Source organism: Larkinella ripae (assembly GCF_054780775.1).
The window spans coordinates 104,717-124,420 of sequence record NZ_BAAGVR010000008.1; the positions used below are offsets into that span (position 1 = coordinate 104,717).

Annotated in this window: 14 protein-coding genes; 10 read left to right on the top strand and 4 right to left on the bottom strand. The window is 56.7% G+C overall.

Features of this window, described 5'->3' with window-relative positions; all coding sequences use genetic code 11:
• Positions 1 to 20 precede the first annotated feature (20 nt).
• From ACYVHX_RS05295 to ACYVHX_RS05305, 3 genes are all read left to right on the top strand, one after another.
• The gene (locus tag ACYVHX_RS05295; protein ID WP_460670581.1) at positions 21 to 3,545 is read left to right on the top strand and encodes a SusC/RagA family TonB-linked outer membrane protein; all 3,525 of its coding nucleotides are present in this window, start codon (positions 21 to 23) and stop codon (positions 3,543 to 3,545) included.
• A gap of 42 nt (positions 3,546 to 3,587) precedes the next feature.
• The gene (locus ACYVHX_RS05300) at positions 3,588 to 5,120 is read left to right on the top strand and encodes a RagB/SusD family nutrient uptake outer membrane protein (RefSeq protein WP_460670582.1); all 1,533 of its coding nucleotides are present in this window, start codon (positions 3,588 to 3,590) and stop codon (positions 5,118 to 5,120) included.
• A gap of 109 nt (positions 5,121 to 5,229) precedes the next feature.
• Positions 5,230 to 8,652: a VCBS repeat-containing protein gene (locus ACYVHX_RS05305; RefSeq protein ID WP_460670583.1), complete on the top strand. Its 3,423-nt coding sequence runs from the start codon at positions 5,230 to 5,232 to the stop codon at positions 8,650 to 8,652.
• 8 nt (positions 8,653 to 8,660) lie between these two features.
• Here the strand turns inward: ACYVHX_RS05305 and ACYVHX_RS05310 are convergent, their stop codons facing one another.
• Entirely contained in the window at positions 8,661 to 11,267 is a 2,607-nt protein-coding gene (locus tag ACYVHX_RS05310) for an ABC transporter permease (RefSeq protein ID WP_460670584.1), read from the bottom strand.
• Between the two features lie 337 nt (positions 11,268 to 11,604).
• Between ACYVHX_RS05310 and ACYVHX_RS05315 the strand changes: the two genes are divergently transcribed.
• Entirely contained in the window at positions 11,605 to 12,684 is a 1,080-nt protein-coding gene (locus ACYVHX_RS05315) for an NAD(P)H-dependent flavin oxidoreductase (protein ID WP_460670585.1), read from the top strand.
• Positions 12,685 to 12,848: 164 nt separating this feature from the next.
• Here the strand turns inward: ACYVHX_RS05315 and ACYVHX_RS05320 are convergent, their stop codons facing one another.
• On the bottom strand, positions 12,849 to 13,115 hold the full coding sequence (locus ACYVHX_RS05320) for a hypothetical protein (RefSeq protein ID WP_460670586.1): 267 nt from the start codon (positions 13,113 to 13,115) through the stop codon (positions 12,849 to 12,851).
• A gap of 462 nt (positions 13,116 to 13,577) precedes the next feature.
• On the opposite strand from ACYVHX_RS05320, the gene ACYVHX_RS05325 reads away from it, so the two are divergent.
• The 6 genes from ACYVHX_RS05325 (at position 13,578) to kdpA (ending at position 19,041) form a co-directional block, all read left to right on the top strand.
• Positions 13,578 to 14,534: an aldo/keto reductase gene (locus ACYVHX_RS05325; RefSeq protein WP_460670587.1), complete on the top strand. Its 957-nt coding sequence runs from the start codon at positions 13,578 to 13,580 to the stop codon at positions 14,532 to 14,534.
• Positions 14,527 to 15,567, top strand: a complete 1,041-nt coding sequence (locus ACYVHX_RS05330) for a zinc-binding alcohol dehydrogenase family protein (protein WP_460670588.1) — start codon at positions 14,527 to 14,529, stop codon at positions 15,565 to 15,567. The genes ACYVHX_RS05325 and ACYVHX_RS05330 overlap by 8 nt, the downstream gene beginning before the upstream one ends.
• Complete coding sequence (locus tag ACYVHX_RS05335) at positions 15,564 to 16,376, top strand: TIM barrel protein (RefSeq protein ID WP_460670589.1); 813 nt, start codon at positions 15,564 to 15,566, stop codon at positions 16,374 to 16,376. The genes ACYVHX_RS05330 and ACYVHX_RS05335 overlap by 4 nt, the downstream gene beginning before the upstream one ends.
• Before the next feature lie 104 nt (positions 16,377 to 16,480).
• Positions 16,481 to 16,822: an L-rhamnose mutarotase gene (locus ACYVHX_RS05340; RefSeq protein ID WP_460670590.1), complete on the top strand. Its 342-nt coding sequence runs from the start codon at positions 16,481 to 16,483 to the stop codon at positions 16,820 to 16,822.
• 385 nt (positions 16,823 to 17,207) lie between these two features.
• Positions 17,208 to 17,300, top strand: a complete 93-nt coding sequence (locus ACYVHX_RS05345) for a potassium-transporting ATPase subunit F (protein ID WP_460670591.1) — start codon at positions 17,208 to 17,210, stop codon at positions 17,298 to 17,300.
• A 10-nt stretch (positions 17,301 to 17,310) separates the two neighbouring features.
• The gene (gene kdpA / locus ACYVHX_RS05350) at positions 17,311 to 19,041 is read left to right on the top strand and encodes a potassium-transporting ATPase subunit KdpA (RefSeq protein WP_460670592.1); all 1,731 of its coding nucleotides are present in this window, start codon (positions 17,311 to 17,313) and stop codon (positions 19,039 to 19,041) included.
• Here the strand turns inward: kdpA and ACYVHX_RS05355 are convergent.
• Together ACYVHX_RS05355 and ACYVHX_RS05360 are read right to left on the bottom strand one after the other, a co-directional pair.
• Entirely contained in the window at positions 19,030 to 19,386 is a 357-nt protein-coding gene (locus ACYVHX_RS05355) for a toxin-antitoxin system TumE family protein (RefSeq protein ID WP_460670593.1), read from the bottom strand. The genes kdpA and ACYVHX_RS05355 overlap by 12 nt on opposite strands.
• Entirely contained in the window at positions 19,373 to 19,681 is a 309-nt protein-coding gene (locus ACYVHX_RS05360; RefSeq protein ID WP_460670594.1) for a hypothetical protein, read from the bottom strand. Before ACYVHX_RS05360 ends, ACYVHX_RS05355 begins: the two co-directional genes overlap by 14 nt.
• Between the last annotated feature and the right edge of the window lie 23 nt (positions 19,682 to 19,704).

The following is a 19,704-nucleotide window of genomic DNA, read 5'->3' on the forward strand; positions in this document are numbered from 1 at the left end:
TGAATAAACTCTACTTACGCATGAAAAAAATAGGTTTCTTTCTAGGGGGAATGCTACTGATCGGAAGCTTGCCGAGCCAGGCCCAGCTGATTGCCGCGAACGGACATCGGGTGTGGCGGCAGCAAAAAGACGTAGCCGCGCCGGTGGTCACCCTTCGGGCTGCGTTATCGGAACTGGAAAAGCAATACCGGGTTTCGTTTATTTACCGGACGGATCTGGTCGATACCAAAGTGGTACTGAACGGTCACCGGGAGCGTACGGTCGAGGAAGCGCTGACCAACCTGCTGACCGACAAAGGGTTGACGTTCGAGAAAATTCAGGCCAACTTTTACGTCATTGTGGCCAGCAAAGAAAAGGGAAACCGGTTTTTGCGGAAAATAAACCAGATTGAAAAGAAGGGATTTGACCCCCAGTCGGGGAGCGAACCCGTCACGTCGGCGGATGTCAACCTGATCAGGCTCGAACGCATCGGGTATTCGGTGCTTTCGGCCGATAAACTGGTGGAAGATGTAAGCGGGAAAGTGTCGGATGCCAACGGCGACGGCCTGCCCGGCGTCAGCGTGGTCATCAAAGGCACCACCCGGGGCACCACCACCAACGGTCAGGGCGAATTCACGCTCAATGTGCCGGGCAATTCCACGCTGGTTTTCAGTTTTGTCGGCTACGTTACGCAGGAAGTACCGGTCAACGGCCGGACTTCGCTGAACGTTGCGCTGGTGCAGGACGAACGGGCGCTGGAGGAAGTGGTGGTGGTCGGGTACGGAACCCAGAAACGGGCGTCGGTCACGGGGGCGGTTTCGTCGGTAGCCCCGAAAGACCTGACGGCCCTGCCGGTGATCAGCGCCGAATCGGCCATGCAGGGCCGGGTGCCGGGCGTACGGGTTGTCAACAACGGAAGTCCGGGACAGGCGCCTATCGTACGCATCCGGGGGGTTGGTTCGATCAACTACGCATCGGGGCCGCTGTACGTAATCGACGGCGTGCCGTCGGGTGACCTGAACAACCTCGACCCGAAAGACATCGAATCCCTGGAAGTCCTGAAAGACGCCAGCGCAGCCGCCATCTACGGGTCGCGGGCTTCCAACGGCGTCGTGATCATTTCGACCAAAAAAGGCACGAAGGATGGGAAGCTGCACGTGAATTTCGATACGTATTTCGGGACGCAGAGCGCCTGGAAAAAACTGGATTTGCTGAACACCCAGGAATACAGCCAGTACGCAACGGCGCTGCTGGGTAACGCCAAAATTGCGATGCCGGCGCGCCTGAGCAACCTGAATACGCCCATTTACGACGGCGCGACCCAGACGTTTGCCCAAACCGAAACCGACTGGCAGGATGTGATGCTCCGCACGGCGCCCATTCAGCAGCACCAGCTTTCGGTATCGGGCGGCAACAGCGTCTCCCGGTTTTTTGCCTCGGCCGGTTATTTCGACCAGGAAGGCATTCTGATCGGGACGAACTACAAACGGGCCAACGTCCGGCTGAATTCCGACCACCAGATCAATAAATTTCTGTCGTTCGGGCAGACCCTGATGATTTCGTACGACAAAATGCGGGGTGAGCAGGGCTTCGGGGGCGGCCGCACGGCAGTGATGCAGGCCATCCGGAACCTGCCCTACTGGCCGGTTTCGGACCCGACGAAGGTAGGCGGTTACAGCTCGCCGACGGCGGCTGACGGTACGGACCCCGACAACCCGGTACGGATTGCCCTGCAGGATCAGAGCTACAACCAGCGGGTCAAATTGCTGGGAACGCTGTTTACGGAAGTCAAATTCACGAGCTTCCTGAAATACCGGTTTAGCTTCGGGGCAGATGTGGTGACCAACATCGGCAACAACATTTTTCCGATTTATAACGATGGTTACAAAAGCCGCGTGCAGGCCGATATTCAGGACAACCGAACCTCGTATTATTCGCCCATCCTGACCAACCAGCTGACCTACGATCAAACGTTTGGCAAGCATTACATCAATGTAACGGCCGTTGCCGAAAAACAAAGTTTCCGCAGTTCAAGTCTGAACGCAAACGGGTTCCGGCCCAACAATGACATCGACGTGTTGCAGGGGATTTCGAACCCCGGTGTGACGAGCACCCGCGACGAAAGCAGTCTGATTTCCTACATTGGTCGGGTCAATTACGAGTTTGCCGGCAAATACCTCATCAGCGGCTCGGTTCGCCGGGATGGGTCGTCGCGGTTTGCGCCCGGCAACAAATGGGGAACCTTCCCCTCGGCTTCGCTGGGCTGGCGGGTGAGCGAAGAAGAATTCCTGAAAGCCGTACCGTCGATTTCGGAACTGAAAGTGCGGGCCAGCTACGGCGAAACCGGTTTCAACAGCATCGGAAGCTACGCCTGGCAGTCGCTGATTTCGGCCGACAACACCAACTACGTGTTCGGGGCCAACAAAGTGCTCGGGTCGTATTTTGCGTCGCTCGGCAATACTGACCTGCGGTGGGAGACCACGAAAATGACCAACATCGGGGTCGATCTGGGCCTTTTCAACAACAAAGTGACGTTTACGGGGGAAGTTTACAACCGCAGAACCAACGGGCTGCTGCTGAGCGTCCCGATTCCGAACTCCATCGGCTATTCGTCGTCGCCATTAGCCAACATCGGCAGCATGAAAAACTGGGGGTACGAGTTTCAGGTGGGTTACAACCAGAACGAAGGCGACTTCCGCTGGAACGTGTCGGCCAACCTCGACATAACCCGCAATGAAGTAACCAGTCTGGCAACGCCGAGCGCCACCATCTACTCCGGATCCAATGCGGATTTTGGCGGTGCTGACATTACAAAAACGGAAGCCGGTCAGCCTATTCAGTCCTTCTACGGGTATCTGGTCGAAGGCATCTACCAATCGGTCGATGAGGTGTATAGTTCACCAAAACCGCAATCCCGGCCGGATAGCCGCGAAGCGCACGATCCCACGAAGAACACATCTGCCGGCGATATCAAGTTTAAGGACGTCAACGGCGATGGCGTCGTTAATGCCAGCGACCGGGTCTACCTGGGCAGTTACATCCCCAAGTTCAGCTACGGGGTTAATTTCGGCGCGAACTACAAAGGCTTTGACCTAACGGTTTACCTGCAAGGCGTTTACGGCAACAAATTGTACAATGGTACCAAAGTTATTGAGCAGGGAATGCTGCGGCTGTTCAACGCCGGGAAAGAGGTTTTGAATGCCTGGACACCCACCAATACCGGGACCGACGTGCCCCGGGCCATCAGCGGTGACCCGAACAATAACAGCCGGACCTCCGATCGTTTTATCGAAAGCGGTTCGTACATGCGGGTGAAAAACCTGAGCCTGGGGTATACCATTCCGGCGTCGGTTCTGGGCCGGTTTACGGCCAATACGCTGACGAAAGCACGCATTTACGTTTCCTCCCAAAACCTGCTGACGTTTACGAAATACACGGGACTCGATCCGGAAGTGGGGATCAACGGCAGTGCGGGTGACGCGAGCAAATTGCTGACCAACGGGATCGACTACGGCCAGTATCCGCAACCGCGTACGTTGCTGATCGGTTTGAACATCGGTTTTTAAAAAAGCGGTTTTTTTTAATGAACAGCCTTAACGAAGATTCCAATGAAAAATAAATTTCTTCTTTCCGGTATTCTCTTTCTGGGCCTTGTGGTGGGTTGTCAGGAAAGCGATCTGGACAAATTAAATCCGAACGGAGTAACGGTCGACACGTTTTACAAGAACGGCGCCGAACTGTCCAGTGCCGTCAATGCCGTTTACGCACTGGCAAAAGCCAATGCCCTCACCTCGCGGGAATGGTTTTTTCTGCACGATTTACGCAGTGACGATGTCGCTGCCGGGGGTGGACAACTGGAAACGCCCCGCAACCAGATTCTGATCGGAAGTTACACGACGGACAATGGCGTAGCCGGGTCGGTTTGGCAGGGGTTCTACCGGATGATTCACCGGGCCAATGCCACGCTCGATCTCTCCGAAAAAGTGGCGGATCTGCCGGCGGCTGATAAAGCCCGGTTGCTGGCCGAAACCCGGTTTTTGCGCGCCTGGGCCTATTTTGATCTGGTGACGATGTGGGGCAATATCCCGCTGTATAAAAGTTACGTGACCTCCGTCGAAGGCGCCCTGCCGCGCTCGCCCGAGAAAGAAGTCTACGATTTTATCGTCGCTGACCTCAAAGCCGCGCAGGAAGCCCTGCCGACTACCTACAACGCCGACAACCTGGGCCGGGCCACCAAAGGCGCTGCCCAGATGCTGCTGGCGCGGGTGTATCTGCAACAGGCCGATTACGCGAACGCCAGAACCGAACTGCAAAAAGTGATCACCTCCGGCGTCTATAGCCTGGTGGATGAATACAGCGATAACTTCCTGGAAGAAACCGAATTCAACAAAGAGTCGATCTTTGAAATTAACTTCTTCCCGGCGGGCGGGAACTACAACTGGGATGCCGATGGCAACGGCGCTACGGCCGGAACCGAAACCGTGCGGACGCAGGAGTATTCAGCCATCGGCTGGCGGAACGTCATTCCGTCGAACAGCCTGCTCAATGAGTTTGAAAAAACCGCCACGGGCCGCGACCCCCGGTTTGCCAAGTCGTTTTACGTGACGGGCGATAAGTATAACCTCGACAAGAACACGCTGACAGATGCCGCTCAGAATGGCAACGCATCGACCGTCGACGGGCAGGCGCTGAAAGTAAGCTGGCGGAAATTCTCGCTGATGTACAAAACCGATCAGTCGTATCTGACGGGGGGCATCAACCAGCGGATCATGCGGTATGCCGAAACGCTGCTGGCGATGGCCGAGGTCGAAAACGAAATCGGGACAACGGCCGAAGCCGTGAAATACCTCAACCTGGTGCGCGCCCGCAAGAGCGTCAACATGCCCGCGTACCCGACGGCGGCTTTTCCGGTGAGCACCAAAGACCAGGTGATGACGGCCATCATGCACGAACGGCGGGTGGAATTGAGCGGGGAGCAGATCCGGAACCGCGATATTCTGCGCTGGCGGAAAGCCGGTAAGCTGAAAGCCGAGCCGTTTACGTATTTCCAGAAAGGCAAACACGAACTGCTGCCGATTCCGCAGCAGGAAGTCGACAACAATCCCAAAATCGAACCTACTGACCAGAATCCGGGCTATTAATGAGCCGACGATAACCATGATGAAATAGGAAACGGGCGGGGGGCAACGGTTAAAAACCGCTTGCTCCTCGCTTTATTAGTTTCAGGCAGCAGTTTAGTCAGCAAAATTCATGCGGTTTTTCTCTTTTATCGGTCGTTATCTTATCGGTCTGCTGGGGGTCTGCGGGGCCTGCCGCCAGTCGGAGCTGGCCCTTTTTGAGCGCCTTCCGTCCGATAAAACCGGCATTACCTTTGCCAACAATCTCCAGCCGACCGATCAGGTCAATGCCTTTACGTTCACCAATTTCTACAACGGCGGGGGCGTCGGCATCGGGGATGTGAACAACGACGGCCGACCGGATGTCTTTTTTGGCGGCAATCAGGTGAGTTGCCGGCTTTACCTGAACCGCATCGACCCCGTTACGAAGCAGGTACAGTTTGAGGATATAACCGAAGCCGCCGGTTTGAAAACCAATCGCTGGTGCACCGGTATTTCGATGGCCGACGTCAACGGCGACGGCTGGCTGGATATTTACGTCAGCGTGGCCAAACACCCGGGTCTGCCGCAGTCCGAAAACCTGCTGTTCATCAACCAGTGGAATAAAATCAGGACAATAACGCCGGTTTTCAAGGAAATGGCCGCCGAATACGGCCTGGCCGATGCCTCGTTCACGACCCAGACCGCCTTTTTTGACTACGACCTCGACGGCGATCTGGATGCGTACCTGCTCAACACGGGCCCGGATTTGCAGAACCCGAATTACCTGCGGGTCCCGATCAACGATGGATCGTACCCCAGCACCGGCAGGCTGTACCGCAACGAAGGCGTCGGGCCGCAGGGACACCCGGTTTTCAAAGACGTTTCCAAACCGGCCGGCATTGTCTACGAAGGCCTGGGGCTGGGGCTGGCCGTCAGCGACCTGAACAAAGACGGTTATCCCGACATTTACTGCTCCAACGACTTCATCAGCAGCGACATGCTGTATCTGAACAACGGAAAAACCGCCCCCGGAGCCCCCACCTTCACCAACGTCATTCGGCAGGCCACGGCGCACACGAGCCTCTACGGCATGGGCGTCGATGTGGCCGATTTTAACAACGACGGCTTACCCGATATTTTCCAGCTCGACATGCTGCCGGAAGAGAATGCGCGCCAGAAAAAGATGCTGGCCGGGCAGGACTACGACCGCAAGGAACTGAGCATTGCCGAACCCTATCGCTACCAGATGCAGTACATGCGCAACTCGCTGCAGTTGAATCTGGGCGAGCCGTTGAAAAAACCGGGTCAGGATGCGGTGCCGGTTTTCAGCGAAATCGGGCTGCTGGCGGGGGTGGCAAAAACCGACTGGAGCTGGGCCGCGCTGCTGGCCGATTACGACAACGACGGTCGGAAGGATCTGTACATCACCAACGGCTACCGCCGGGATGTGACCGACCGGGATTTTATTTCCTTCACCGAGGAGTTTTCCGGTTTTGGAACGGCGGAATTTCAGAAGGAAAAACGGGAGGAACTGATCCGGAAAGTGCCGGAAGTGCAGGTGCCGAATTATGCGTACCGCAACGCGGGCGATCTGACGTTTACGGATGTTTCGAAGGCGTGGGGACTCGATGACCGGTCCTATTCCAACGGGGCCGCGTACGCCGATCTCGACGGCGACGGCGACCTGGATCTGGTCGTCAACACCATCGACTCCGAAGCGCTGGTGTACCTAAACCAGTCGCAGCAGCACCAGCCGGCCCCGTATCTATCCATCCGGCTCGACGGTGAATCCGGCAACCGGCAGGGAATCGGAACGAAAGTGACGCTCTGGGCGGGCGGGCAGATGCAGTACGCCGAATTGTCGCCGGTACGCGGTTTTCTGTCGTCGGTCGAGCCGGTTTTGCATTTCGGGCTGGGAAAATCGGCGGTTGTCGATTCGATGCTCGTCGAATGGCCGGGCGGCAGGCGGCAACGGCACTACCGGGTCAAGACCAACCAGCGGCTGATCGTTCATGCCAACCGCGCGGTGAAGGACGACATACCGCCCCCAAAACCGGCGGTCGAACTCCTGTTTGCCGCGGTGACCGACCAGATTCCGGTGGACTTTCAACACCGTTCGTCGGGCTTTGTGGATTTCAAACAAACGGCGGCTCTGCACAAAATGCTGTCGCGCAGCGGTTTTGCGCTGGCCACGGGCGATGTCAACGGCGACGGGCTGGACGATTGCTTTGTGGGTGGAACGTACCAGGGCAGCGAAGCCGGTTTTTTGCTGCGGACCAAAACCGGCGGTTTTACCAAAAAACCGTTTCCCGTTCACCCGAATCGCGACGACACGGCGGCTTTGCTGTTCGATGCCGACGGGGACAAGGATCTGGACCTGTACGTAGTGGAGGGCGGAGCGGAGCGGCCCGCGTCGGACCGGGCGTTCTACCAGGATCGGTTGTACCTGAACAATGGCCGGGGTGATTTCAGCCCCGCCCCGGCGAATACCCTGCCCGATCTCTCCGGCAGTGGCTCCTGCGTGGTGGCCGCCGATTACGACCGCGACGGCGACCTGGATTTGTTCGTGGGCGGGCGGCAGATTCCCGGTCAGTACCCGCTTCCGGCCCGGAGTTATTTGTTGCGCAACGACAGCAAAACCGGCTCCTGCCGCTTTACGGACGTTACGGCCCCGCTTTGTCCGGATTTGCTCAAAGCCGGTCTGGTGTGTGCCTCCCTCTGGACTGATCCCGACAAAGACGGTTTTCCCGACCTGTTGCTCTCCGGCGAATGGATGCCCCTGACGCTGCTGAAAAATGAGCGGGGAAAATCCTTCACGCATTCCCCTATTCGCTCCTTCACGCCGTGCACCGGCTGGTGGAACGCCCTGGCGCAGGGGGATTTTGACAACGATGGCGACGTGGACTACATCGTCGGCAACGAAGGGCTGAATACGCTGTACCGGGCGTCGGAAAAAGAGCCGATCCGGATTGTAGCGAAAGATTTCAACAAAGACGGCACTTTTGATCCCCTGATGGGCTATTTCATCAGGGGCGTCAGCTACCCGGCCATTCCGCGCGACGCGCTGAACCAGCAGGTCATCCAGTTTCGGCGAAAATACCAGCGCTACGCCGACTACGCGGAGGTGACCTTCGACGAGTTGCTGAGCCCGGATGACCTCGACGGCGCTTATCGGGCGGAGGCCACTTATCTCCAGAGTGCCTACGTCGAAAACCGGGGCAACGGCGAGTTTACGCTGACTCCGCTGCCGCTCCTGGCCCAACAATCCCCAGTTTTCGGCATTGTGGTTCAGGATGTGAACCGCGACGGGAAGCTGGATGCGGTGTTGACCGGCAATTTTTACCCGAACGAAGTAAACATGGGGCGGCAGGATGCCTCGTTCGGGCTGGTGCTGCTGGGCGACGGTCGCGGCCATTTCAAGCCCCTGTTGCCGCGCGAAAGCGGTTTTTTTGTTACCGGCGACGCCCGGCGCTCGGTTTGGCTGGCGGGCCGCGGACTTGACCCGCTTCTGGTGACGGCGGTCAATGGGCAGGGCCTGCAACTGAACCGGTTTTTACCGCCAACCACCCCCTAGCCGCTGCCCTATTCGCTGCGCAGACTTTTGACCGGGTTGACCAAAGCCGCCCGGATGGCCTGATAACTGACGGTCAACAACGTAATCACCAGGACTCCCAGACCGGAAACCGCAAAAATCCACCAGGCAATGGTCGTTCGATAATCGTACTGCTGCAACCAGCTGTTCATGCAATACCAGGACAACGGCCCGGCAATCAGGCAGGAAATTGCTATCAGCAGGATAAAATCGCGGGACAGCAGCCGCCAGACGTTGAAAACCGACGCGCCCAGCACTTTGCGGACGCCGATTTCCTTCGTGCGCTGCTCGGCCACGAACGAAGCGAGTCCGAAAAGACCCAGGCAACTAATGAAAATCGCGAAAACGGCGAAGAAGGTCGCCAGGTTGCCGATGCGTTCTTCGTCGGAAAATTTGCGGGCGTATTCGTCGTCGGTGAATTTGTATTCGAACGGGCTGCCCGGGCTGAATTTCCGAAAAACCGTCTCCATTTTATCCAGCGCGTCGCGCATCGGCAGGCTGGGATTGATGCGGACCGTGATGAGGTTGACCCAGCCGTATTCGAGGTGGAAAACCGTCGGGTGCGCCGGTTTGAAGGGAGACTCCATCACCATGTCTTTCACCACGCCGGTGATGACGTGATCGCGGTCGTTCCAGCGCATCACTTTGCCGATTGGCTGGCTGAAACCGGCCAGTTTGACGGCCGATTCATTCAGGATGAACGCGCCGGAATCGGTGGGGAAATCCCTTGAGAAATCCCGACCCGCCACGATTTCCCAGCCGACGGTTTTGCCAAAATCGTGGGTGACGGCAATGGTGCCAAATAGCGGATCGCTGGTCGGGTCCTTGCCTTCCCAGTTGAAACCGGTGTTGTTCGACCAGATTTGCGTGGGCGAGCTGTTGGATTCGGCCATATTGGCTGCGGCTCCCGACTCGATCAGCTCGTTTCGCAGCGCATTGTAGCGGCTGTATAGTTCCGGCGTATTCATCACGACCGTAATCAGTCCGTCGCGGGTGTAGCCCACCGGGCGGTTTTTGGCGTACTGAATTTGCCGGTAAACGATGAGGGTGCCGATGATGAGCGTAACCGATACGGTGAACTGCGTGATGACGAGCACTTTGCGGGGGACCGACGCAAACCGCCCGGCCTGAAAGGTGCCTTTCAATACTTTGACCGGCCGGAAACTGGACAGGTAAAACGCCGGGTAACTGCCCGCTACAAACCCGGTGAACAGCGTGAAACCCAGCGCCATGAGCCAGAAAACCGGATTGCGCCCGGGCAGGACAATCGACTTGTCGGCCAGTTGGTTGAAAACCGGGAGCGTTGCCAGCACCAGCACCAGCGTGAACGCCAGCGCAATGAACGTCACCAGAAGGGATTCGCTCAGGAACTGGCCGATCAACTGGCCGTGCAGGGAGCCGACGGCCTTGCGGATGCCAACTTCTTTCGCCCGTTTCTCGCTGCGGGCGGTGCTCAGGTTCATGAAGTTGATGCAGGCCAGCAGCAGCACGAACCCGCCGATGATGCCAAACAGCCAGACAAACTGGATGCGCCCGCTGCCCACTTTGCCGTTTTCGAAATCGGTGTATAAACGCCAGTGATCCATCGGATGCAGCGAGGTGTATTCGATTTCCTTGATGTGCGGCAAAATAATGTCTTTTATTTTGGCCGACACCTGCGTGAAATCCGCCTGATCGCTCACCTGCACCAGCAGCGAGCAGCCGTGATTCCGCCAGGCCGAGGTCTGGGTGTTCCACCGGTTGGCCGTGTTTTGCCAGGGCAGGATGTACTGCACATCGGCGTAGGAGGTGTTGCGGGGCAGGTTTTCATACACGCCGGCCACCTTCATGTCGGTTTTATTATCAATCCGGATGACCTGATTGACCGGGTTTTCATCCCCGAAAAGGGCAACCGCCACCGACTCCGACAGCAACACCGAGGACGGATCGTTGAAGGCGTCCCGGCTACCTTTCAGCATGGTGAGCGTCAGCATTTCCGGAAAATCGGGTTGCGCCCAGATCCCGGCCTGCGAGATTTTCGTTTCACCAGCCGCCAGAATGTTGGTACTGTTCCAGGTCAGGGACAAGCGCTTGAAGTCCTGGGGGTAGTGGGTCCGCAGTTCGTTCTCCAGCGGCACAACAATATTGGCGTAGGTTTCCGTCTGGCCGTTGTAGGTCTGCGTTCCCATCACGTGCGCCAGTCGGCGGTGGTTGGCGTGGTACGAATCGAAGGACAGTTCATCGTAAATCCACAAACCAATCAGCATCGCAACGGCCATGCCGGTTGCCAGTCCCGCGACGTTGATAAAGGAATACACCTTGTTCTTGAGCAGGTTTCGGAAGGCAATTTTGAAATAATTCCGGAGCATAACGGGGCTTAGAAAAAAAGGTGAGAGAGAATAATCGTCGGCAGAATCGCGCTTCAGAAGCGATGGACGCAACAAACTCAGCACATCCCGAACGTAGCGCCAGCGGGCTTTCCGACGGCCAACCAGCGGAAGCCGTTGCCGAAACAGTTCCTCCAGATCGCCCTCCATTTCGTCGGCCCGATTGGGTGGACACAAAAGCTGCAACAGCCAGATGGCCCAGCGGGGGGGACGGGGTTCGGGCGGTTTCATCCTAAAGTAGGGCGGTTGGACAGGCGGTTCATGGCAGTTGGAGGCTTCAACCCGTTGCTTTTCATTCAGATGACCGGCAAAACGCCGTTCGTACGGTGCTGAAACATTAGTTGTGTAAATGTATAACAAATGCCTTGCCAAAGGCATAAAAGCCTGCAGCGCGTGAATCAGGGCGGTTTAGTCACCGTTGGTCTGTCCAGAAACGGACAGTTTTTGTACGCTTCTGGACAGTTTGTTCGGGGCAAAAAAATGATTGGGGGCATCCGGTTTTGTCGAAACGAACGGCGGCTTTGTGGGATTTATAAATAGTTTTGCGTCCGAACAAAACTCCCAAAGTATGTGGCCGGATCAACGAATTCAGGACTTGCTGGGCATCGACCTCCCGATCATTCAGGCCCCGATGGCCGGATCGGTTGGGTCCAGAATGGTGGTTGCGGTTTCGGCAGCGGGCGGGCTGGGTTCGCTGCCCGGTGCGCTATTGACCGCCGAACAAATCCGGGACGAATTCCGAACGATCCGGCAGCAGACCCAAAAACCGGTTAACCTCAATTTTTTCTGCCACCCGTCACCCCCCGCTGACCCGGATCGCGAAAACCGCTGGCGGCAGCTTCTGGGAGTCTACTATACCGAGTTGGGGATTGACCCTCAGGGCTCCGTTCCCACCTCCAGCCGCGCTCCTTTCGACGAGCCCTTGTGTGACTTGGTGGAGGAGCTTCGGCCCGAGGTGGTCAGTTTCCATTTTGGTCTGCCGGACCGGCGGCTGGTGGCGCGCGTCAAGGCTACCGGAGCCCGGGTGTTGTCGTCGGCGACCTCCGTGGCCGAAGCCCGCTGGCTGGAAGCGGCAGGCTGCGACACCCTGATTGCGCAGGGGGCCGAAGCGGGCGGTCATCGGGGTATTTTTCTGAGCCGGGATGTTTCGACCCAGGCCGGAACGATGGCGCTGGTGCCGCAGGTTGTCGATGCGGTGAAAATCCCGGTGATTGCTGCGGGCGGAATCGCCGATGCCCGGGGCATTGTGGCCGCCCTGGCGCTCGGCGCATCGGCGGTTCAACTGGGGACAGCCTATTTGTTTTGTCCGGAAGCCCAACTTTCGCCCCTCTACCGCGCTGCGCTGCACCGTGCAACCGATGCCAATACCATCCTTACCAACGTGTTTACGGGCCGCCCGGCCCGCAGCATCGTCAATCGGCTGGTTCGCGAACTGGGGCCTTTGTCCGATGCCGTGCCGGAGTTTCCGCGGGCGGGCGGGGCGCTGGTGCCGTTGCGCGCCCAGGCCGAACCGGCCGGCTCGTCCGACTTCATGCCGTTGTGGTCGGGGCAGGCCGCTTCCCTGAGCCGCGAACTTCCGGCGGGCGACTTGACCCGCTGGCTGGCCGCAGAAACCCTGAAAAAGCTGACGGCCTTTAAGGGCTCGTAAAGAGACCCGGTTTTTCAGCCGGAGCGTCATCCTCTTTTCCGTACGGTTGTGAAGCGCTCCCGTTGGTTGGACAAAAAAAACCGCCAAAGCAGTACCGGAAAACGGTGCTTCGGCGGCTCTGGATCTGGTGACGGGAGCCCCTAGACGCTGGAAAGGTGCGCGGCTCAGAAACTCTCCGAAACCGGCTTGTTGGCGTTCAGGGAAGGTGTGTGCAGGGCGTTGATTTCGTCGTCGAGCACCGATTTCATGATGCTCAGAATATCGGCCGCCAAGACCTTTTCGCCGTCTTCAATCAGGCGGCTGTAGGATTCGTACAAAATATGGCAACGGCGTTCAAACCGGGTCGATGGACTGACGGAGAAAACAGTGGCGTGGCCTTTAAATTGGCCGGCAATGACGGTTTCTCTTGATTTAGTGAATAAGTTTGTCATACATACAACATTTTATGGGAAGCTCTCGCGGTAGTGCTGGTTACAATATCCGAAATGTTTCAATATTGTTTGCACAAAAATAAAAGAAGTTACGGATGTTTCTGGATTCAACCGGGCAAAATCTGTACCAATAAAACCGGAGGTCCGGGCGGCTATCGGGTCCCGAACAAAAACCGTCGGTCCAGGCTGAGGGGTGGCTTTTAACCGGCGAACTTCCTGAAAACACAAAACCCGGCTCGAGTGGCCGGGCTGTCTTTAATTCTGTCCTACCCAGAAAAGGGTATGGTATAAACTAGGCAAAAATCAGGCCAGATGGACAGAAACGGGTGGCGCAGCAAGGCAATGGGAGCGGAGGAATTTGGGAAAATGGTAGTAGAAACCCCGGCCAACGGCCTTAATTAGGGTAAGTACTTTCGTAGGAATCCGGTTTTTCATAAGGTGCCGGTTTTTGAAAAGCAGCTAATGGAGTATCGCAAAGTAGGAAAAACGGATATGAACGTTTCGCTCCTCAGTTTTGGAGCGTCGCCTTTGGGCAATGTGTTTGACGAAACGGACGAAGACGAAGGTCGTCGGGCGGTTCACGCGGCTATCGATCATGGCATTAATTTCTTCGATGTGGCTCCGTTTTACGGGGACACGCTGGCCGAAACCCGGCTGGGAAAAGCCCTGAAAACCAAACGGAATGCGGTTTACCTGGCAACGAAATGCGGACGGTACGGCAACGGCGTGTTCGACTTTTCGGCCGACCGGATTCTGCGCAGCATCGACGAATCGCTGGAGCGCCTGCAAACCGATTACGTCGATCTGCTGACGGTGCACGATATCGAGTTCGGCGACCACGATCTGGTGATCAATGAAGCCATTCCGGCGGCTCTGAAAATCAAGGAAATGGGCAAGGCGCGTTACGTCGGTTTTTCGGGATTACCGGTGCGGTATCTGGCGAAAGTAGCCCGCGAGGTGGAGGTCGATACGATTTTGTCGTGGGGGCATTACACGCTGCTGGCCGATGAAATCAACGACGAGCTGGTGCCGCTTTCGCTGGAGAAAGGATTTGGCCTGCTCAATGCCGCCCCGCTGATGCAGCGGATTCTGTCGGATGCGCCGATTCCGGTCTGGCAGAGCTCTCCGCAGGCCGTGAAAGACCTGCAACCGACGCTGCTGGCCTTGTGCCGCGAATACGGTTTGGAGCTGAGCGACGTGGCCCTGAAATACGCCGTCGGCCATCCGGTGATTGCCACGACGATTGTTGGCATTTCCGAGCAAAACCGCCTGGAACAGAACGTTCGGGCGCTCGATATTCAGCTACCCGACGAACTCCTTCAACGCATCGAAACGCTCGTTGCACCGGTCAAAAATCACCTGTGGTTTGAAGGAAAACCGGAAAACAACCTTCCCAAGCCCCCGTTTCACCATGACTAAACAACGCGCCCTGGTGCTGGTTGAACCCGGAAAAACCGAGGTTCGCCAGATTGATATCCCGTCGCCAAAACCGGACGAAGCCCTGCTGGAAATTAACATGGTCGGTTTCTGCGGGGGCGACCTGAACGGTTTTCGCGGCTTGTTCGAGTTGCAGGAATACCCGAATGTGCTGGGTCACGAAGTCGGCGCGACGGTTCGGGAGGTTGGCGATCAGGTGCCGGACGAATTCCAGCCGGGCACCAGGGTTACGCTAAATCCGTACCTGAACTGCGGCCACTGCGTGTCGTGCCGGAAAGGCCGTCCGAATGCCTGTCAGGACAACAAAACAATGGGCGTCCGGCGTCCGGGCGCGATGACCCGTTTCATTACGGTTCCCTGGCAAAAACTGCACGCGTCGTCTAAGCTGTCAACGCGCGAACTGGCGCTGGTCGAACCGCTGACGGTGGGCTTCCACGCGGCCGCGCGGGGGCGGGTGGCGGCTGGCGAAAAAGTAGCCGTGATCGGCTGTGGCATCGTCGGCATGGGCGCCATTGCGGCTTCCGTCAGCCGGGGCGCCGAAGTGATTGCCGTGGATATTGACGACGCCAAAATGCGGATTGCCAGACTGGCGGGCGCGACTCACGCCATCAATACCACCCAAGTCGATCTGCACGAAGCCTTGATGGAAATGACCAACGGCGACGGGCCCGATGTGATCATCGAAGCCGTGGGGAATCCGGCGACCTACCGCGCGGCCGTGGAGGAAGTGGCCTATACCGGGCGGGTGGTGTACATCGGCTACGCCAAAAAACCGGTGGATTACAGCACGGGTACGTTCGTCCGGAAAGAAATTGAAATTCTGGGGTCGCGCAATTGCCTGGGCGATTTCCCGGATGTGATCCGCTACCTGGAGTCGGGCAAATTTCCGGTGGATGCCGTGGTGAGCCGGGTGGTGTCGCTGGACGATGCCGGGGCCGCCCTGGCCGACTGGTCCGAAAATCCGGGACCGATCACGAAAATTATGGTCGATTTTGACAACAGCCTCATCCAATGAAATCCGCCGTCACCATTGCGTTAGTGCCCGAGATCAAAACCGGCCCCTGGATTTACTGGAACGATCTGGAAGCGGGCATGGCGAAAGCGGCTTCGCTGGGCTTCGATGCCGTTGAGCTCTTTACGGCTTCGACGGATGCCGTGGCGCCCGATCGGCTGGCGGCTTTGAGCGGGCAGTTCGGCGTGAAAATTGCCGCCGTTGGCACCGGGGCCGGAAAGGTAATCCACGGCTTGACACTCACCGATCCGGACCCGCACGTACGTTCCAAAGCCGTTGCCTTCATTGCGGACATGATCGCATTCGGGGCCGGTTTTGGGGCTCCGGCCATCATTGGTTCAATGCAGGGCAATGCGGTGTCCGGGGTGGAGCGCGAACAGGCGCTGGACTGGCTGGCCGAGGGCCTGAATATTCTGGGAAAACAGGCGGGTGATCAGGGCGTAACCCTGATTTACGAACCGCTGAACCGCTACGAAACCAACCTGATCAACCGGCTGGACGACGGCGTAAACCTGCTGAAAACGCTGAACAATCCGTCCGTTAAGTTGCTGGCCGATCTGTTTCACATGAACATTGAGGAAACGGCGCTGCCCGACAGCATCCGGTCGGCGGGGGCATTCATCGGCCATGTGCATTTTGCCGACAGCAACCGCCGGCCGGTGGGCTTTGGGCATACCGCCATAACTGAAGTCGCTGCGGCTTTACACGAAATCAACTATTCCGGTTATATCTCCGCCGAAGCGTTTCCCTGGCCCGATCCCGATCAGGCGGCCCAGCAAACGATCACGGCTTTTAAGCAGTATTTTAACTAGTATACGGTATCCGGTATTCGTCGGGTCGCCTGATTTCCGGCGGGGAGCCACACCGAAAACCGCAAACCGTACACTGAAAACCAAAACCATAAACCGCCCAAACCATGCAGCGCTTTTGCCTCGCCCTTGATCTCCAGGATGACCCCGATCTGATTGCCGAATACGAACAGTGGCACGCGCCCGGCAGCGGTTGGCCGGAAGTCCGGCAGAACGATCTGGCGGCCGGGATTCTGGATTTGCAAATTTACCGCACCGGCAACCGGATGGTGATGATTCTGGAAACGGACGATGACTTTACGTTTGAAAAAAAAGCCGCCCTGGATGCCGACAGTCCGCACGTGAAGCGTTGGGAGGAGTTGATGTGGAAATTTCAGCAGCCGTTGCCCTGGGCCAAAGAAGGGGAAAAGTGGGTGCTGATGGAACAGATTTTCCAGTTTGAAAAATAGCGGTCTGCTTTTTAATGTATTTCACTGCCGACCCGCGGGTCGGCATTTTTTATGCGGTGCACGCAAGGCCTTTCCTGCGGTTTTCGGCGCTCTGTTCGTCCGAGCCGGTGAGCGGCCTCCTTCCATTTTGAAAAAATACCGTGCCATTTTGGTAGGGTACAGACCGGTATTCCGAGTCGTTAATTTTTATTTTCTAGGCTAATCGTCTGTTTGTGAGTGCGTTATTTTTCGTTGGTCCGCTTTGGTCAACGACGGAATTCTTTTTGCCAATCCGAAAGCAGTACCAACCAAATTGAAAAATGGAAACCTACTTCGTTCTGATCGTCACGGTCCTGCTCTGCTTCGGCTTCTTTTACAAAGCCATCGACTGGTTTGAGAAAATCTAATGCACACGCCCATGATTACGCTTATTTTCTGCATTGCACTCCTGGTTTTTGCCTACATGCTGTACGTGCTGATTAAACCGGAAAAATTTTAATACAACCCCTATGAATACGGAATGGATTGGCGTGATTGCGATGTACGGACTCACCGTCCTGCTGGCGATCCCGCTCGGCAAATACCTCGCAAACGTTTTCAAAGGTGAACCAACCCGCAACGGCGGACCGGCCTTTGATTTTATGGCGCCCCTGGAGCGTCTGATTTACCGCTTGGGCGGCATCAACCCCAACCGGGACATGCACTGGAAGGAAAATCTGGTCGCCCTGCTAACGATCAATGCCGTCTGGCTGGTTTACGCCTTTGTGCTGCTGGTCACGCAGGGCAGCCTGCCGCTCAACCCCGACGGCAACCCTTCGCAAACGCCGGATCTGGCGTTCAACACGGCGATTAGTTTTCTGGTTAATTGTGATTTGCAGCACTATTCGGGTGAATCGGGCGCGACCTACCTGACGCAGGTAGGCGTCATGACGTTTCTGATGTTTGTTTCGGCGGCTACCGGCATTGCGGCCGCGGTGCTGCTGTTCCGCTCGTTTCTGCCCAAAACCGCCGATACCGTCGGTAACTTTTACGTTCTGTTTACCAAAGCCATCACCCGGCTCCTGCTGCCCGGTTCGTTGGTAGTGGCCCTGATTTTGGCGTTCAACGGAACCCCGGCTTCGTTCGACGGCAAAGATACCATCGTGACGATGCAGGGCGATACCGTCGGCGTTTCGCGCGGCCCGGCAGCCGGTTTTGTGGCCATCAAACACCTGGGCACCAACGGTGGAGGATACTTTGGTGCGAATTCAGCGCACCCGCTCGAAAACCCCAATTACCTGACCAACATGGTGGAAATGATCGCCCAGATGCTTGTTCCGATTGCGATGATCTTTGCGCTGGGCTTCTCTATTAACCGCAGGCGGTTTGCCGGGGTTATCTACGGCGTTATGACGGTCGGGATGCTTTGCCTGCTGGTGCCGACCATTCTTTCTGAACTATCCGGTAATCCGGCCCTTGCGCAGCTGGGAATTTCGCAGCCGGCGGGGGCAATGGAGGGCAAGGAAGTTCGTTTCGGGGCGCTGGCGTCGTCATATTGGAGCATCGTCACAACCATCATTTCGACGGGCTCGGTCAACTCAATGCACGACAGTTCGATGCCGCTTTCGGGCGCGATGCAACTGCTGGGCATGATGGTCAATGCGTTTTACGGCGGGGCGGGAGCGGGGCTGCTCAACTTCTACTACTTTCTGATCATTGCCGTGTTTGTCGCCGGTTTGATGGTGGGCCGCACACCGGAATTGTTTGGCCGGAAAGTCGAAGCGCGGGAGATCAAGATTGCTTCCATCGTGGCCCTGCTGAGCGCCTTGCTGGTGAAGGGGGGAACGGCCCTGGGAGCCTGGGTTTTCCTGAAGTACGGCGATGCGACCTGGGCGGTACAACCGTCGGCCTGGCTGAATAATCCCGGTTTTCACGGTTTTTCGGAAATTCTGTACGAATTCACTTCGGCCAACGCCAACAACGGGTCGGGTTTCGAGGGGCTGGGCGACAATAACTTTTTCTGGAACTACGCCACCGGGATTGTCCTGATTCTGGGGAGGTTTATCCCGATCATCGGTCCCGTGGCGATTGCCGGTTTGCTGGCGAAGAAGAAGTACGTTCCGGAATCGTCGGGCACCCTGCCGGTCGATACGCCGACCTTCGGCCTGATGATCTTCGCCGTCATTTTCATCATCACCGCCCTGTCGTTCTTCCCGGCGCTGGCGCTGGGGCCGCTGGCAGAGTTTTTCTCACTGCGGTGATAGATGATTCGCAATGTGTTCCAGCACTTTTTGCAAAGTCATGGGCTCCGAAGGGAGGATGTTTTCCCGCGAACCGACATGCTGATGATGCGAGGGAATAGAAATCAGATGGCGTTCGTGGGCATTGTCCCACCGGTGAATGAACTGATGATTAGCGGTTTGCCACTGATAAGAATATTCGTGCCAGTTCGATAGGGGCAGGTGATTTTCCCGAACGTGAAGAATCGAACCGTCAATAAGTGTGATTTTGAGCTTTAAATGAATTAAGTCCGGCCGGGTTTTAAGCTGAATGACTTCCTGATGTTGAATGATCGGATCAAATGCAGCGAGATCAGGCAGTTGCATTCGGCAGCAGTTGGGTTAAACGTTTTTCCAGTAACCGCAATTGCTCCAGTTCAGCAGACCAGTCCATGCTATCATCTTCCCGTTCAAACAGGTCAAACTGAGTCAATTCGAAAAACTGCGAACGAAAACGGATGTAATCCATACCGTACTTTTTCTCAAAAGCCGCAATAGCGTCCAGACTAATTTTAATTTCCGCTAACAGGGATTCCCGGAGTTTTTCCGCTGCGTAATCGTAAACCGACTCATACCCTATTTCCTGAACGGCCAACTCAATTACAGCTTGTCGAACGGTCATAACACAAAACGTTTTTTCAAAGA